The sequence below is a fragment of the Cupriavidus sp. Met-2 genome (assembly GCF_049843575.1).
In the GTDB taxonomy this organism is placed as follows: domain Bacteria; phylum Pseudomonadota; class Gammaproteobacteria; order Burkholderiales; family Burkholderiaceae; genus Cupriavidus; species Cupriavidus metallidurans.
The window spans coordinates 113,605-129,768 of record NZ_JBBHZL010000002.1 but is presented as its reverse complement, the minus strand read 5'-3'; the positions used below and the strand labels follow the sequence as shown (position 1 = coordinate 129,768).

The window sequence follows — 16,164 nt, the reverse complement described above, 5'->3', positions numbered from 1 at the left end:
TGCTTTCGCAAATGGCTCGGATCTACTTCTTGTAGGCGTCGAGAATGGCCTTGCCATCGTCGCCGGCGCTCTTCGCCCAGTCGGCAACCATGACTTCGCCTACCTTCTGCATGTCGGATTTGAGCTGCGGCGAAGGCGGCGCCACGGTCATGCCGTTCTTGGAGAGCGTCGCCAGATATTCGCGCGTCTTCTGTTCGGAGACCTGCCAGCCGCGCTTCTCGGCATCGGCCACGGCCTTGAGCAGGGCGTCCTGGGTGGGCTTGTCGAGCCCGTTAAAGGCCTTCTTGCTGACGACGAGCATGTTCTTCGGCAGCCACGCATCGACGGTATAGAAGTACTTCACCGACTCCCATACCTTGGTATCGACGCCCGTTGCGCCAGACGACATGAACGAGTTGACCGTGCCCGTGGCAAGCGCCTGCGCCAGGTCAGCGGCCTGGATCGTCACCGGCTGGGCGCTGACCAGCTCGGCGATCTTCGACGTTGCGGGGTTGTAGGCGCGCCATTTCAGGCCCTTCATGTCCGCCGCACTGTTCAGGGGCTTGTTCGCATAGATGCCCTGCGGCGGCCAGGCCACCGCGTAGAGCAGTTTCATGCCCTGGCGGTCGAGTATCTTGTCAGTGACGGTTCGCGAGGCTTGCCAGAGCTTGTAGGAATCGCCATAGCTCGTGGCCAGGAAAGGCACCGCGTCGACGCCGAAAACCGGGTTTTCGTTGGCCAGCGTCGACATCAGGATTTCACCCATCTGCACCTGGCCGGTCTGCACGCCACGCTTGATCTCATTGGCCTTGAGCAGCGAGCCATTGGGATGCAGCACGATCTTGAGCTTGCCTCCGGTGGCCTTGTCGACATCGTTGGCCATCTGCTGCAGGTTTTCCGTGTGCAGATTGGTGGCCGGATAGCCCGTGGGCAGGTCCCACTTCGTATCCGCCCGTGCCGCCGTGGCGGTCAGCAGAACGCCTGTCACCGCCATCGTCACCGCAACTGCCAATACCTTGACTCGCATTTCCATCTCTCCCTGATGTTGCGCGCGGGCGCCTGCCCGACTACGCGGGTTTGACTATCCTCCTGGAACTACCTGCGCCGATTCCCGGGTTGTTGGTGATCTCGGCGGTAATGCGGTAATGCGTGTCGCGGTGCGGCGGCGGCTCAGCCTCCGCGCCGTGAGGGGTGCACGAGCGATTCCAATGCAAGCGCCGTGCCCAGCAGCTGCGCGTCGCGCATCGGTCCCTGGGAAAGCATCAGGCCGACGGGCAGTTCGTCGGGCGCATGGCAGGGCAGCGACACCGAACAGCCGTCGAGAAAATTGAACGCGGACGTATTGCGCAGGAGCAGCCCGTTTGTGCGGAAGAACAGGGTGTCATCTTCCACCAGCGGAGCGATCGGCGGCGCCACCATTGGCACCGTGGGGCAGACCACCGCATCGAACGGTGCCATGCGAGCTTCCATGCGGGCAATCCAGTCGAGTCGGGCGCGGTGCAGTGCGATGTAGTCCGCCGCGCTCATCGCCGCGCCCCGTTCGATGCGGGTCACCACGCGCGGGTCGTACAGATCGCGGTGGATGGCGAGCAGCGCGCGATGGTGCGCGTAGGACTCGGGCGCCGAAAAGCCGCCAGCGGCATTCAGGCTGGCCAGTTCGGTCAGTTCGGGCATGTCCACGTGCTCGATGCGCACGCCGGCCGCGGAAAGCCGGCCGATGGCACGGTCGAAGGCTTTCGAGACCGGCTCGTCCAAATCGTCGAGAACCAGCTGGCGCGGAATCGCCAGGTGGATCGCCGTGGAGGCCTTCATTTGCGGAATGAACGGGACGTCGGCGATGACGCTATCCACGGCGATGCAATCGGTCAGCGTGCGCGCCATCGCACACGCGGTATCGAGCGTGTAGGACAGCGGGAACGCGCCCGTCAGCGGCACGCGGCGCGATGTGGGTTTGAAGCCGACGATGCCGCATAGCGCGGCGGGAATGCGGATCGAGCCGCCCGTGTCGCTGCCGAGGCCGGCCACCGCCGTGCCGATGGCGACCGAGACCGCCGCCCCAGACGACGATCCGCCCGGAATCCGTGCAACCGAGCTGTCGCATGGGTTGACCGGCGTGCCGAAATGGGGATTGATGCCGACGCCAGAAAAGGCGAACTCGGTCATGTTGGTGCGGCCGATCAGCGCGGCGCCGGCCGCGCGGAGCCGGGCCACCACGGTGGCATCGGCCGTTGCGGGGGCGGCGTCCTGGCGGGCGGCAGACGCGGCGCGCGTGACCTCGCCCGCGATGTCGTAGAGATCCTTGACCGATACAGGCAGGCCCGCCAGTGGGTGGAGCGGTTTGCCGGCGCGGTCGGCGGCATCGGCCGCGCGGGCCACCTCGATGGCGGCATCGAACGTGGTATGGAGATAGACCGCGTGGCCGGCGGCGCTGGTGGCCTTGGTGGCGGCTTCGGCAAGCAGGTCGGCGCGGCTGGTGGTGCCGGCGCGGACGGCGGCGTTCAGGGAGGCGATGTCAGGCAGCATGACGGTTTGCGTGGGCGAGACGAGAGTGACAGGCGCCGCGGAGCAAAATCACATTCACGCATTGCCTGTGTGAATCAAGAAGCTCAAGAATCCGACAAGGGTAGCAAGAAGCGCATCGGCGGGACATAGGGACGGACGCTATATCCGCACGCGCGGCAAAAAACCCCATTCGATGCCAGGATCGAATCGCCCGGGCGATCAGGCAGACGAGATCAGGTCCCCTTGACGGGCTTCTCGTTAGCCATCTCCTCCGGCTGCGGCTCATCCCAGACGACCTTGTTCCGGCCGCCGGCCTTCGCGGCATAGAGGCGTTGGTCCGCCACCATCAGCAGCGAGTCGAGGTTGCCCGGTTCGTCCGGCGCAATCTGCGCCACGCCGAAGGACGCGGTGAAACGGATGGATGCCGTGTCGTCGCTGTCGACCGGTTCGCAGACCAATGCCTGCAGGGCCAGGCGAAGCTTCTCGGCCAGGTTGGCTGCATCCGCGATACCCGTGCGTGGCAACAGGACGGCAAACTCCTCGCCGCCAAGTCGCGCCGGCAGATCGACATTCCGGACATTCGCGCGCAGCGCGTCCGCCAGGGTACGCAGTACTACGTCTCCGCTGGCGTGTCCCCAGCGGTCGTTGATCTTCTTGAAACGGTCGATGTCGAGCATGATCAGCGAGACCGGAACGGCGTCCCGCTTGCACCATGCGTAGGCGTCTGCGAATCGGGATGCGAACACGCGACGGTTCGCCAACCCGGTCAGGGCATCGGTTTCGGCGAGGGTCCGGAGGGCTTCGCCCCGGGCAATGTAGTGCCCGAACAATGTATGGACAATTGCCAGCGTGAAGCAGAGCAGAAGGCCCAGGGCGACAGCGCCGGCGCCGATGGCGCCGCTCAGGCGGGCGACGCTTGCCTGTAGCAGTTCACGGGTGGAGACCTCGTCGACCATGATCAGGCCGCTGTTTCCGAGCTTGCGATAAATGAGGCGGCTGCCATGCTCGTTGCTCAGGATGCCGGCATCGCTCCTGAATGCCACCGCGAGCTTGTCCGCTGGCCATTTGTTGATGAGCACGGAGGCGAGCGTTTCGCCCCGGTGCACGTTTCGCATACTGGCGCCCATGAGCGCGCCGTTGTGGTCCACCAGGTAGTTGTTGACGTCGTGATGGGGGGCAACGTTGAGGGACTCGTCAAGACTGTGCCGCGGAATCTCCAGGATCAGAACGGCCTTGAACGCGTTGCCGGCATAGACAGGAGCGCTCAGGAATAGTGACGATTCGCCAATGTCGTCCATAGACCGCGCGATGCTCCATTGCTGCTTTCGCGTTGGATTGGCCAAGGGGAGGTTATTGCGAAAGTACGCGGCGGAGGCGAGGCTCCGCAGGGTGGGATTAACGTCCTGTTCGCTAATGGCCGGGTAAGCCACGATGATGCCGTTGCCGGACACATAGGCAATGCGTTCCCGGAGCCCGGGTTCGTTGTGTCCCGCACTGAACATATGGCTGAGCGCGATTGCGACCGCCATGCTCGGGATCAGCTTGGCATCGTCGCGCAAGAAGCCATCCAGCCCAGTGAGCTGCGCCGCGCTGACGCCAAAGACGGGCGCCGCGTCACGTGTCCGCAGCGCCCAGACATCGTCATTGCGGTGCTCGAAGGCAGTCTGGATGTCGTGGGCGAAGAGGGCTGGCAATTCGTCCTGGATCTGCATCAGGTGCTCGGCGTAGTTCCGGATGTTCGTCAGGCGCTCCGCCTCCAGTTGAAGCAGCGCGTTGATGCTCACGGCACGAACCGCCTGCATTTGCCTGACCGACTCGATCTCCGCGTCGCGCGACAGCATCATGCCTCGGAAGATGAGCAGCAAAATCAGGAGAATGGCGGCGCTGAACGCAATCAGAATGAAGCGGCGAGGGCGCCTGATGAGCGCAAGCCATAGCCGGCTCAGGAACCTGTCGGACGGGACCAGTTGTCCGGTATCGGAGGCGGAGTGCATGTTGATTGTTCTTCAATACGTGACCATGGCCGGTGCCCGATCTGGAACGTGATGGCTTTTGTGCGACGGGAAGTCGTATCGTGCCGGATTCAAAACCGTCCGAGACTGGCCGTCGAAAAATTTTAGATCGGTTCTGCAAATCTTCGCGTCCGTGGGGCGACAGCCCGGCAGCACGTGATGGCGGCGGATTTCTCCTCGAATTGCCGATAAACTGTCGCGTAAATCGCCCAAATCCGGGCGCCCAATGATCCAAAATCGCACCCCAGGAGACTGCTTTTCATGGCACGCAAGCCCGTTTCGGACAGCCCCGCCAACGCTGAGCCAGTGGCGAGCCCCTCACCGGCCGCGCCACTGGCGCGCGCCGCCGGCGTCAACATTGTGTCGTCGTCGCATCTGGTTTCGGTGCGTAGCCCGGAATTGTCGGAATTCGAGTTCGGGCTGAATACCGCTTACAACGCCTACAGCCGGTGGGTGGTGCGCTGCATGGGTGCCGCTGGCGTGCGCGACCTGACGTTCCTGGACGTGCTGGTACTGCACCACGTCAATCATCGCGGACGCGCCAAGCGGCTGGCGGACATCTGCTTCGTGCTCAACGTCGAAGACACCCACCTGGTGACATACGCGCTCAAGAAGCTCGTGGGGCTGGGACTGGTGGCCGGAGAGCGGGTTGGCAAGGAGGCCACTTACGCCACCACGCAGGCCGGTGCCGACGCCTGCGCCAGGTACCGCGAGATCCGCGAGCAGTGCCTGACGAGCAATTTCACGGAGGGTAGCGAGGAAAACCTGGAGATCGGCGAACTGGCACGCCTGCTGCGTGTGTTGACCGGTCTCTACGAGCAGGCGGCGCGCTCCGCCACCTCTCTTTAGAAATGTGACGTATTGTGCTCTATAACGAGGCTTGGCCTGCCGATAATGACGTCGGTCAGGCCGTCCTTGACCGCTTTCTCCCGGAATGTCCGTCGGTACCCGATTGCGCAATGCAAAAAGCGGTCGCCGACAAGGTACAATAGCGGATTCCCGCCAGCCGGCATTCCATTCAGCAGTGTCGGCGGCCGCCTGCCCCGACCCTCCTACGCCTCCCGACCGTTACGATCATGGCGCATTTCTCGTGCTTCCCCGGCGCTTTGGCGCTTTCTGCCTTCCGTCAGCAACGTCTGCTTGCCGCTCTCCAACAGATCGACGCCGATATTGAATCGGTGCACGGCCAGTTTGTGCACTTCGTCGATTCGGACACACCACTGGCCGCCGAGGATCAGACCCGCATCGGCGCGATGCTGACCTACGGCGCGCCGTTCACCGCTCAGACCGAGGGCGACCGCTTCGTCGTGATCCCGCGCTTCGGCACAATCTCGCCGTGGGCCAGCAAGGCCACCGATATCGCCCACAACTGCGGCCTGACCCACGTTCACCGTATCGAGCGCGGCATCGAAATCACGGTCATCTGCAAGAAGGGGCTGCTGCGCGGCCGCAAGACGCTGGATGCCGGCACGCGCGCCGCTGTGGCCGCACATCTGTTCGACCGCATGACCGAAACGGTGATCGGCAGCCGTGAAGAGGCCGCCGCGCTGTTCCAGGAACTGCCGGCCAAGCCGCTGCAGTTCATCGACATCTCGGCGGGCCGCAGCGCGCTGGTGGACGCCAACACGGCAATGGGCCTGGCGCTGTCCGAGGACGAGATCGATTACCTGCTGGACGCCTATGGCAAGCTCGAACGCAACCCGACCGACGTCGAGTTGATGATGTTCGCGCAGGCCAACAGCGAGCACTGCCGCCACAAGATCTTCAACGCCACGTGGACCATCGATGGCGTGTCCCAGGACAAGTCGCTGTTCGCGATGATCCGCAATACGCACCAGTTGAACCCGCAGGGGTCGATCGTGGCGTACTCGGACAACTCGGCGGTCATGGAAGGCGACGTCGCCGAGCGCTGGTTCCCGCGTGGCGCGGACCAGAAGTACGGCCGCCACGAGGCGCTGACCCACACGCTGATGAAGGTGGAAACGCACAATCACCCGACCGCGATCTCGCCGTTCCCTGGCGCGTCGACGGGTGCAGGCGGTGAAATCCGCGACGAAGGCGCAACTGGCCGTGGAGCCAAGCCCAAGGCCGGCCTGACCGGCTTCACGGTGTCGAACCTGATGCTGCCCGATGCCGTCGAGTCATGGGAAAACGCGCGTGACGCAGCCCAGCCGGTGTCCCACCGCAATCCGGACGACAAGCCGGTTGTGACCGGGAAGCCGGACCGCATCGCATCCCCGCTGCAGATCATGATCGACGGGCCACTCGGCGGCGCGGCGTTCAACAACGAATTTGGCCGCGCCAACCTGGGCGGCTACTTCCGCGTCTACGAACAGAACGTTGGTGGCACCGTGCGCGGCTATCACAAGCCGATCATGATCGCCGGCGGTATTGGCAACATCGACGGTTCGCACACGCACAAGGACCCGCTGCCGGCTGGCACGTTGCTGATCCAGCTGGGCGGCCCGGGTATGCGTATCGGCATGGGTGGCGGCGCGGCCAGTTCGATGGCGACCGGCACGAACACCGCCGATCTCGATTTCGATTCGGTGCAGCGTGGCAACCCGGAAATGGAGCGTCGCGCGCAGGAAGTCATCAACGCCTGCTGGCAGCTTGGCGATGAGAACCCGATCCTGTCGATCCACGACGTTGGCGCGGGTGGCATTTCGAACGCCTTCCCCGAACTCGTCGACGGCGCTGACCGTGGCGCGCGTTTCGACCTGCGTCAGGTGCACCTGGAAGAGTCGGGCCTGTCGCCTGCCGAGATCTGGTGCAACGAGTCTCAAGAGCGCTATGTGCTGGCGATCGCGCCGAACAGTCTGCCGCTTTTCCAGGCGATGTGCGAGCGTGAGCGTTCGCCGTTCGCCGTGGTGGGTATCGCTACAGAGGAGAAGCAACTCCAGCTTGTCGACTCCCATGTGGATGCCGCGCTGAAGGAACACTTCCCGGTCAACATGCCGATGGACGTGCTGCTGGGCAAGCCGCCGCGCATGCATCGCGACGTCACGCGCGTGGAGCGGGAGCTCCCGCCCGTCGATGTGACCGGCATCTCGCTGGAACAAGCCGTGCGTGACGTGCTGCGTCACCCGACCGTGGCGAACAAGTCGTTCCTGATCTCGATCGGTGACCGTACGGTGGGCGGGATGAACGCCCGCGACCAGATGGTGGGCCCGTGGCAGGTGCCGGTGGCCGACGTGGCCGTGACTACGCTCGACTACAAGGGCACCGCTGGCGAGGCGATGACGATGGGCGAGCGCACGCCGCTGGCCGTGATCAACGCGCCGGCCTCGGGCCGCATGGCGATCGGTGAAGCGTTGACCAACCTGGCAGCGGCACCGGTCAAGGACCTGGGCAAGGTGAAGCTCTCGGCCAACTGGATGGCTGCCTGTGGCGTGGCCGGTGAAGACGCCAAGCTTTACGACACGGTGCACGCCGTTGGCATGGAACTGTGCCCGGCGCTGGGCATCAGCATCCCGGTTGGCAAGGATTCGCTGTCGATGCGCACCAAGTGGTCCGATGCCGATGGCGACAAGGAAGTGGTAGCGCCGGTATCGCTGATCATCTCCGCATTCGCGGCGGTGGACGACGTGAACCGCACGCTGACGCCGCAGCTTCGCACGGACCTGGGCGAGAGCGTGCTGATCGCGATCGATCTCGGGCGTGCCAAAAACCGCATGGGCGGCAGCATTCTGGCCCAGGTGACGCAGCAGGTGGGCGATAGCGCCCCTGACGTCGACAACGCGGAAGACCTCAAGAACTTCTTCAATGTGATCCAGCGCCTGAACCGTGAGGGCAAGCTGCTGGCCTATCACGATCGTTCGGACGGCGGTTTCATGGCTGCCGTGGCGGAGATGGCGTTCGCGGGCCACTGCGGTGTGTCGCTGAACGTCGACATGCTCACGCTCGATCCGAATGGCGAGCAGGATTACGGCGACGCCAAGAACTGGGCGCAGCAGGTCGCGGAACGTCGCAATGACCAGACGCTGCGCGCACTGTTCTCCGAGGAACTCGGTGCCGTGGTCCAGGTGCGCCTGGAAGAGCGCGACGCCGTGTTCGCGGTGCTGCGCGAGGCAGGCCTGTCGGCATGCAGCCACGTGATCGGCAAGCCGAACACAAACGACCAGGTCGAGATCTATCGCGATGCCAAGAAGGTGTTCGGCGCCGCGCGTGCCGATCTGCAGCGTACGTGGACCGAGGTGAGCTGGCGTATCGCGCGTCTGCGCGACAACCCCGCCTGTGCCGATAGCGAGTACGAGCGGGTGCTCGATGCCGGCGACCCCGGCATCAGCCCCGTGCTGACATTCGACCCGGCCGAGAACATCGCCGCGCCGTTCATCGCTTCGGGCGCGCGGCCGCGCGTGGCCATCCTGCGCGAGCAGGGTGTGAACTCGCAGATCGAAATGGCGTACAGCATGGATCTGGCGGGCTTCGACACGCACGATGTCCACATGAGCGACCTGATTGCCGGCCGCGCGAACCTGGCCGATTTCAAGGGCTTCGTGGCCTGCGGTGGCTTCAGCTACGGTGACGTGCTGGGTGCGGGCGAAGGCTGGGCCAAGACGATCCTGTTCAATGGCCAGATGGCCGAACAGTTCGCGGCGTTCTTCAATCGCCAGGACACCTTCGCGCTGGGCGTGTGCAACGGCTGCCAGATGATGAGCAACCTGGCCCCGATCATTCCGGGTGCCGGCGCCTGGCCGAAGTTCACGCGTAACCAGTCGGAACAGTACGAAGCACGCTTCGTGACCGTCGAAGTGCAGCAGTCGCCGTCGATCTTCTTCGCCGGCATGGAAGGCAGCCGCATTCCGATCGTCGTGGCGCACGGTGAAGGTTTTGCCGATTTCTCGCAGCAAGGCGACATTGCCAAGGCAAACGTGGCCCTGCGTTTCGTCGACAACCGTGGTGCTGCGACGCAGACGTATCCGCTGAACCCGAATGGTTCGCCGGAGGGCATCACGTCGGTTACGACGGTCGATGGCCGCTTTACCGTGCTGATGCCGCACCCGGAGCGGGTGTTCCGTACCGCGACGATGAGCTGGGCGCCGGACGCGTGGAAGCAGATCGCCGATGGTGGCAGCCCGTGGATGCGCATGTTCCGTAACGCACGGAAGTGGGTGGGCTAAGTTCTTATCCAGCCCATGCCAAAGGCGCCCGATTATCGGGCGCCTTTTTCTTTTGGAGCCGCCGTCTGCATTACGGTCAGACAGCCAGACGGTCAGACGGTGAGATGCGAGTTCAAGCTACAGCCGTACTGGGCTGGTCCGCAGGGGATGGCGGTGAGGCGGATGGCGTAGGCGCGGACTCCTGCGTCTGCAGGCGGGCGCTCCAGGGCAGGTACCGGGAATAGAGGAGGCGCAAGCGATCGGACCCAGGGGGAATTTTGACTTCTCCGCGGATTTCCATGAAGGCGACCGTGGCCTGTAGCAGTTTCGCTTGCGCATAGCGGTCACGCACGGGGAGGTGAGGGAGCAGGCTACGCCATCGACCGCCGGTACATTCGATATTGGGCATTCCCAACGCGCAATAGACCATGCCGCTGGAGAAGATGTGCCACATTTGCCAATAGCCGCTGGTCACGCCCATTGCTTGAGATCCATGGAAGTCATGAAGCCTGCGCCGGAACGCATGGGTTCTGATCTTACCGGGACCGTTGCCAAGTGGAAACCCGCCACCCGTATCAAGATCAAACACGTGCCGTGCAAGGCTGCCCAGAGTGCTCCAAATGAAAAAGCCGGCGCATTAGCGCCGGCTTTTTATCGGATTGGCAACAGATTACTGAATCTTCGCCTTGTCCTTGAGGGACTTCATCATCGCCTGGAACTGCTCGCGCTGCCAGCCCTGATCGCCCATCATCATCTGCTGAAGCTGCGGCTTCACTTCTTCGAACGACGGGATCTTGGCGTCGCGCGTGTCCACCAGTTCGATGATGTGCCAGCCAAACTGGGTCTTGACCGGCGTATCGGTCATCTGGCCCTTCTTCAGGTTGGTCATCGCGGCCGAGAACTCGGGCACGTAGCTGCTGCTGTTGGCCCAATCCAGGTCGCCACCGTTCGCGGCGGAGCCGGTGTCCTTCGACTGGGCCTTGGCCACATCCTCGAACTTGGCGCCGGCCTTGATCTTGGCGATCAGTGCTTTGGCGTCGGCTTCCTTCTCCACGAGGATGTGACGGACGTGGTATTCCTTGCCGTTGCCGAACTGCGCCTTGATCTTCTCGTATTGCTTGCGCAGCTCTTCATCGCTGGCGCCGTGGGTGCGCACGTAGTCCTCGAATACCGCGCCGGCCAGCACGTTCAGGCGGGCCTGTTCCAGTTGCTCCTGCACGTCGTCACGCTGGGTGATGCCGCGCTTGTTGGCTTCCTGGAGCAGCAGTTCGCGGTCGATCAGCATGTTGCGCGCACGGTCGCGCAGTTCGGGAGTTTCCGGCTGGCCAGTGCTGGCGATCAGCTTGTCCACCTTGGCCGACGAAATCGGCTTGCCATTCACAACGGCAGCGTTCTGGGCGAATGCGGGCAGGCTGCCAGCAGCAAGCACAGCCGCCAGGCTGAACGAGAGGACGGAGGTCTTCATGGGGTCAGGTCTGAGAGTTGCGAGTAGCGTCGCGGGTTGCTTCGCGTGATTGATATTCTTGGTCGGTGTACGCGTTGACAGCCAACGCGTGGATTTGCGAGGGGAACAGTTCGCGCAGCGCATCATACACCATACGGTGCCGGGCTACGCGAGAGTGACCCCCGAACCGCTCGCTGACGATGAGCACGTCATAGTGCCCGCCGCCAGAGGCAGCGCCTGCATGGCCGGCATGGGCGGCGCTGTCGTCGCGCACGGCCAGGCGGGTGGGATCAAGCGCTGCCTGGAGCAGCGCTTCGATGGTGGCGGGATCGGCTGCCATCCGGATTTCCTTCTGTTCTGTTCTGAATCGATGAGTCCGCGGCGCGGTGGCTTACTCGGACGGGGTTTCCTGGATATGGCGCGACAGCCAGATGCTCTGCGCCACAATGAACACCAGCATCAGGCCCATGCTGCCGAACAGCTTGAAGTTGACCCAGGTGTCGGTCGAAAACTGGTACGCCACATACAGGTTGAGCACGCCCATCACGGCGAAAAAGCCCGCCCATGCGACGTTGAGGCGGCCCCACATCGGTTCGGGCAGCGTCACCTGCTTTTCCATCATGGCGCGGATCAGGTTCTTGCGCCATCCGATGACCGAGCCGATCAGGGTGACCGCGAACAGCCAGTAGAGCACCGTCGGCTTCCACTTGATGAAGGTCTCGTTATGCAGCAGGATCGTAGCGCCACCGAATACGGCGATGATCGCCAGGCTGACCCATTGCATGGGCTCGGCCTTGCCGTGACGGAAGTGAACCCAGGCAATCTGGACCACCGTCGCGCCGATCGCCACGGCCGTCGCGGGATAGATGCCGAACAGCTTGAAGGCGACGAAAAAAAGGATGACCGGGAACAGGTCGAAAAGAAATTTCATGCGGATGCGATAAGGTTGGCGGATCGGCGATCAGGCTGGCCCGCGGGCGATCCGCCGCCTGGCAGATCGGTCATGCGACCGGAGTGCGGGTGTCGTCACCCACGATCTTCCGGATCGCGATCATCGAATTTTAGCGCAGCCGAGTTGATGCAATACCGAAGTCCGGTGGGAGCGGGGCCGTCCTCGAAGACGTGGCCCAGATGGCTGCCGCATTCCTTGCAGCGGACTTCCACCCGTGTCATGCCATGGCTATGGTCGGTGTGTTCGGCGATCACTTCGCCGTTGATCGGGCGGAAATAGCTCGGCCAGCCGCAGCCGGCGTCGAATTTGGTGGCCGACTCGAACAGCGGCGTGCCGCAGCCCACACAATGGTAGATGCCCTGGTTCCAGTGGTCCCAGTACTGGCCGGTGAACGGGCGCTCGGTGGCGGCCTCGCGCGTGACGCGGTACTCGATGTCGGACAGCTGGGAGCGCCATTCGGCGTCGGTCTTGGTCGTGGTCATGATCGTGCTTCCTGGTAGTGCGGCATTCTTGGGGGCGTTTGGTCTGGATTACGACGAACAGCTGACTTCAAGGCCGGAGGCCCAATCGGGCGGCAGCTTTGCATATGACTCGGCTTCGGGCTGTTCGTCGAATGGCTTCGACAAAACGGCCATAAGGCGATCCACTTCGGAGAAATCCTTGTCGCGCGCGGCGCGGATTGCCGTCTCGGCCATATGATTGCGCAAGACGTACTTCGGATTCGTGGCCAGCATGGCGGTCGTGCGTGCCGCATCGTCCGACTGCTCGCTCTGGAGCCTGGCGCGGTACTCAGCTGCCCACGCATCCCAGGCCGCGCGATCGAGGAACAGGTCGCGTACCGGTGCATCGTGCGAGTTATCCAGCGAGGAAACGCGCGAAAGATTGCGCCAGAACGATGTGTAGTCCACGCGATTTTCGTGAAGTACACGGAACAGATTGGTCATCAGCGTCTCGTCTTGCTCCTGTTCGCTGCGCAGGCCAAGCTTGGCGCGATAGTGACGGAAGAATGCCTCCGCGTAGCGGTCACGGAACGGGTCGAGCGCCTCACGGGCGGCTTCCACCGCTGCTGCCTTCTCGGCCTCGGGGTCCGCCGCATTGGCGTCGCGCCAGAGCGGCAGCAGCGCCTGCGCCAGGCAGTGCAGGTTCCAGAAGGCGACCTGTGGCTGCTGGCTGTAGGCGTAGCGGCCCTGCTGGTCGGAGTGGTTACAGATGTGATTGGCGTCGAATGCGTCGAGGAATCCAAATGGGCCGTAGTCGATCGTCAGGCCCAGGATCGACATGTTGTCGGTGTTCATCACCCCGTGGCAGAAGCCCACCGCTTGCCAGTGGGCGACCATGTCGGCCGTCAGCAGGGACACTTCGCGCAGCAGGGCCTGGTACGGATTCGCGGCGTTCCGGCAGGCTGGATAGAAGTTGTCGATGACGAAATCGGCCAGTTGCCGGAGCGACGCATGGTCTTCACGTGCGGCAAAATGCTCGAAATGCCCGAAACGGATGAAGCTTGGCGCCAGCCGCGTGACCACGGCAGAGGTCTCGATGGTTTCGCGACGTACCGGCGCGTCGGAGCCGATGATCGACAACGCCCGAGTGGTCGGCACGCCGAGCGCGTACATGGCCTCGGAGCACAGGTATTCGCGAATCGAGGAACGCAGGACCGCGCGGCCGTCTGCCATACGAGAGTAGGGGGTGAGTCCACCCCCCTTCAGTTGGATCTCCCACGGGCCGCCTGGCGTTTGCGCTTCGGCCAGCCGGATTGCGCGGCCATCGCCTAGCTGTCCGGCCCAGACGCCGAACTGGTGGCCGGAGTAAACGGTGGCCAGCGGGTCCGCCCAGTCTGGTACCGCGTTGCCGACAAAGCTGTCGATGAAAGCCGGGTCCTTGACCGCATCCTGCAGGTCCGTCTCGTTCCAGCCCAGCAGCGCCGCAGCGGCTGGCGCGACACTGACAAGGTAAGGCGAAGGCAGTGGCGTCGGGGTGAGTCGCGTGAAGAAGCGCTCGCCGAGCGCGGCAATGCCGGGGCGCGTGCCAAAAGGTACGTTGAAGGAGGTCGGGGGCAAGACGTCAGTGGGTTCGTTGGGCATCAGGGGCAGCCAAAAATGGCAGGGCTCCGCATCGGTCAGACCGCTCAATGATGGCGCTGCCGAATGCCCAGTATGAGTGCACATGCATCAAGTGCATGGTGCTAGGGGAAAACGACATATTGAGACACATCTGGCCTCGCAGTATTGTACTTGCACCGGTTTCCCCCTGTAGCCCAAGGGTCTCCGCTGTATCGCAGACCACGCAAATAGCGATGCAAATAGCGGACATCAATCCTATGCATGACAGGGGCCGGAGCGCTGCCATCGAGCGCGGCGCTCGCGCGATCCATCACACATAAGTGTCACCGGTTTCTGTTTTCGCGGAGTATGGGAGCAATCGGCCAAAAATTAGCACGATTGTTCGTTTTTCAGACTGATCATTCAAGACTGGAGACAGTTTCATGGCTTTGATGGGACAAATGATGAGCGCACCGTTGCTCATTTCCTCCATCATCCGGCACGCTGCGCGCTACTACGGCAGCACCGAAATCGTCTCGCGACGAACCGAAGGCGACCTGCATCGCTATACCTACCGCGATTGCGAACTGCGCGCGCGCAAGCTGGCACAGGCGCTTGGCGCGCTGGGCGTGCAGCAGGGCGAACGCGTTGGCACGCTGGCTTGGAACGGCTATCGCCACCTTGAGATTTACTACGGGGTGTCCGGCATGGGCGCCGTCTGTCATACGATCAACCCGCGCCTGTTCCCGGAACAGATCGCCTACATCGTCAATCATGCCGACGACCAGTACGTGTTCTTCGACAGCACGTTCCTGCCGCTGGTAGAGGGCGTGGCGCCGCATTGCCCGAACGTGAAGGGCTGGGTGATGATGTCCGACCGCGCCCACATGCCGGCCGAGTCGAAGGTCGACCTGATCTGCTACGAAGACCTGATCGACGCCCAGGACGGAAACTACGAGTGGCCGCAGTTCGACGAAAACCAGGCGTCCAGCCTTTGCTACACGTCCGGTACCACGGGCAACCCGAAGGGCGCGCTGTATTCGCATCGCTCGACGGTGTTGCACTCGTACGCCTCGGCACTGCCCGACGCGCTCGGATGCTCCGCGCGCGACGTGATTCTGCCGGTCGTGCCGATGTTCCACGTCAATGCCTGGGGCCTGCCGTACTCGGTGCCGCTGGTCGGCGCAAAGCTGGTGCTGCCCGGGCCGAAGCTTGACGGTGCTTCGCTGTTCGAACTGTTCGAGCAGGAGGGCGTGACCTTCTCCGCCGGCGTGCCGACGGTCTGGCTGGGCCTGCTGCAATACGTCCAGGCCAACAAGCTGAAGTTCTCGACGTTCCGCCGCACCGTGATTGGCGGATCGGCGGCGCCGCCCGCAATGATCCGCGCGCTCGAAGCGCTGGACGTGGAAGTCATCCACGCATGGGGCATGACCGAGATGTCACCGCTGGGCACGTCCTGCAAGCTGCTGGCGCGCCATTTGGACCTGCCTGAGGAGGCGCGTCACAAGATCGTGGAGAAGCAGGGCCGCGTGATCTATGGCGTCGACATGAAGATCGTCGACGGTGAAGGCAAGGAACTGCCGTGGGACGGCAAGGCCTTCGGCGACCTCTACGTGCGCGGCCCGTGGGTCATCGACCATTACTTCCGCAACGACAACAGCCCGCTCGTGGATGGCTGGTTCCCCATCGGGGACGTGGCCACGATCGACGAAGAGGGCTACATGCAGATCACGGACCGCAGCAAGGACGTGATCAAGTCCGGCGGCGAATGGATCTCGTCGATTGATGTCGAGAACGTCGCTGCCGCGCATCCGGCCGTGCACATGGCCGCCTGCATCTCCGCGTATCACCCGAAATGGGACGAGCGACCGCTGCTGGTGGTGGTCAAGCGCCCGAACATGGAGATCACGCGCGAGGAACTGCTCGGGTTCTTCGAGGGCAAGGTCGCCAAATGGTGGATTCCCGACGATGTGCTGTTCGTCAGCGAGATTCCGCTCACGGCTACCGGCAAGATGCAGAAGCTCAAGTTGCGTGAGCAACTCAAGGACTACAAGCTGCCCACCGCCTGAGGCCGATCGAGGTCGACCGCAGCGGGATATTCATCTGATCAGGTAGCAGCAGGCATTTGCGCGGG

General features: G+C 63.4%; 11 protein-coding genes. 3 read left to right on the top strand and 8 right to left on the bottom strand.

Annotated features, from left to right (window positions below):
- Positions 1-22 precede the first annotated feature (22 nt).
- From WD006_RS05760 to WD006_RS05750, 3 genes are all read right to left on the bottom strand, one after another.
- On the bottom strand, positions 23-1,006 hold the full coding sequence (locus WD006_RS05760) for a TRAP transporter substrate-binding protein (RefSeq protein WP_011516600.1): 984 nt from the start codon (positions 1,004-1,006) through the stop codon (positions 23-25).
- Positions 1,007-1,149: 143 nt separating this feature from the next.
- Positions 1,150-2,502, bottom strand: a complete 1,353-nt coding sequence (locus tag WD006_RS05755) for an amidase (protein WP_011516599.1) — start codon at positions 2,500-2,502, stop codon at positions 1,150-1,152.
- Positions 2,503-2,714: 212 nt separating this feature from the next.
- Positions 2,715-4,475 (bottom strand): cellulose biosynthesis regulator YedQ, encoded by a 1,761-nt coding sequence (locus WD006_RS05750; RefSeq protein ID WP_029307823.1) that lies wholly within the window; start codon positions 4,473-4,475, stop codon positions 2,715-2,717.
- A 279-nt stretch (positions 4,476-4,754) separates the two neighbouring features.
- Between WD006_RS05750 and WD006_RS05745 the strand changes: the two genes are divergently transcribed.
- The gene (locus tag WD006_RS05745; protein WP_011516596.1) at positions 4,755-5,342 is read left to right on the top strand and encodes a winged helix DNA-binding protein; all 588 of its coding nucleotides are present in this window, start codon (positions 4,755-4,757) and stop codon (positions 5,340-5,342) included.
- A gap of 227 nt (positions 5,343-5,569) precedes the next feature.
- Positions 5,570-9,616, top strand: coding sequence for a phosphoribosylformylglycinamidine synthase (gene purL / locus WD006_RS05740; protein WP_011516594.1), 4,047 nt, complete (start codon positions 5,570-5,572; stop codon positions 9,614-9,616).
- Between the two features lie 649 nt (positions 9,617-10,265).
- Here purL and WD006_RS05735 read toward each other — a convergent pair.
- From WD006_RS05735 to WD006_RS05715, 5 genes are all read right to left on the bottom strand, one after another.
- Complete coding sequence (locus tag WD006_RS05735; protein WP_008650253.1) at positions 10,266-11,060, bottom strand: peptidylprolyl isomerase; 795 nt, start codon at positions 11,058-11,060, stop codon at positions 10,266-10,268.
- Between the two features lie 4 nt (positions 11,061-11,064).
- A complete protein-coding gene (locus WD006_RS05730) occupies positions 11,065-11,379 on the bottom strand; it encodes a BolA family protein (protein ID WP_011516592.1) in 315 nt (104 codons plus the stop codon).
- 51 nt (positions 11,380-11,430) lie between these two features.
- Positions 11,431-11,970: a septation protein A gene (locus WD006_RS05725; protein WP_008650249.1), complete on the bottom strand. Its 540-nt coding sequence runs from the start codon at positions 11,968-11,970 to the stop codon at positions 11,431-11,433.
- A 95-nt stretch (positions 11,971-12,065) separates the two neighbouring features.
- Positions 12,066-12,473, bottom strand: coding sequence for a peptide-methionine (R)-S-oxide reductase MsrB (gene msrB / locus WD006_RS05720; protein ID WP_008650248.1), 408 nt, complete (start codon positions 12,471-12,473; stop codon positions 12,066-12,068).
- Between the two features lie 48 nt (positions 12,474-12,521).
- On the bottom strand, positions 12,522-14,072 hold the full coding sequence (locus tag WD006_RS05715) for a protein adenylyltransferase SelO (protein ID WP_029307824.1): 1,551 nt from the start codon (positions 14,070-14,072) through the stop codon (positions 12,522-12,524).
- A gap of 401 nt (positions 14,073-14,473) precedes the next feature.
- On the opposite strand from WD006_RS05715, the gene WD006_RS05710 reads away from it, so the two are divergent.
- A complete protein-coding gene (locus tag WD006_RS05710) occupies positions 14,474-16,099 on the top strand; it encodes a 3-(methylthio)propionyl-CoA ligase (protein ID WP_425648085.1) in 1,626 nt (541 codons plus the stop codon).
- Positions 16,100-16,164 lie beyond the last annotated feature (65 nt).

What these genes read in the sequence shown, in the direction of transcription:
- msrB (WP_008650248.1), bottom strand. Translation starts at nt 12,473, where the DNA reads ATGACCACGACCAAGACCGACGCCGAATGGCGCTCCCAGCTGTCCGAC.
- WD006_RS05710 (WP_425648085.1), top strand. Translation starts at nt 14,474, where the DNA reads ATGGCTTTGATGGGACAAATGATGAGCGCACCGTTGCTCATTTCCTCC.
- WD006_RS05715 (WP_029307824.1), bottom strand. Translation starts at nt 14,072, where the DNA reads ATGCCCAACGAACCCACTGACGTCTTGCCCCCGACCTCCTTCAACGTA.
- WD006_RS05760 (WP_011516600.1), bottom strand. Translation starts at nt 1,006, where the DNA reads ATGCGAGTCAAGGTATTGGCAGTTGCGGTGACGATGGCGGTGACAGGC.
- WD006_RS05735 (WP_008650253.1), bottom strand. Translation starts at nt 11,060, where the DNA reads ATGAAGACCTCCGTCCTCTCGTTCAGCCTGGCGGCTGTGCTTGCTGCT.
- WD006_RS05755 (WP_011516599.1), bottom strand. Translation starts at nt 2,502, where the DNA reads ATGCTGCCTGACATCGCCTCCCTGAACGCCGCCGTCCGCGCCGGCACC.
- purL (WP_011516594.1), top strand. Translation starts at nt 5,570, where the DNA reads ATGGCGCATTTCTCGTGCTTCCCCGGCGCTTTGGCGCTTTCTGCCTTC.
- WD006_RS05745 (WP_011516596.1), top strand. Translation starts at nt 4,755, where the DNA reads ATGGCACGCAAGCCCGTTTCGGACAGCCCCGCCAACGCTGAGCCAGTG.
- WD006_RS05750 (WP_029307823.1), bottom strand. Translation starts at nt 4,475, where the DNA reads ATGCACTCCGCCTCCGATACCGGACAACTGGTCCCGTCCGACAGGTTC.
- WD006_RS05725 (WP_008650249.1), bottom strand. Translation starts at nt 11,970, where the DNA reads ATGAAATTTCTTTTCGACCTGTTCCCGGTCATCCTTTTTTTCGTCGCC.
- WD006_RS05730 (WP_011516592.1), bottom strand. Translation starts at nt 11,379, where the DNA reads ATGGCAGCCGATCCCGCCACCATCGAAGCGCTGCTCCAGGCAGCGCTT.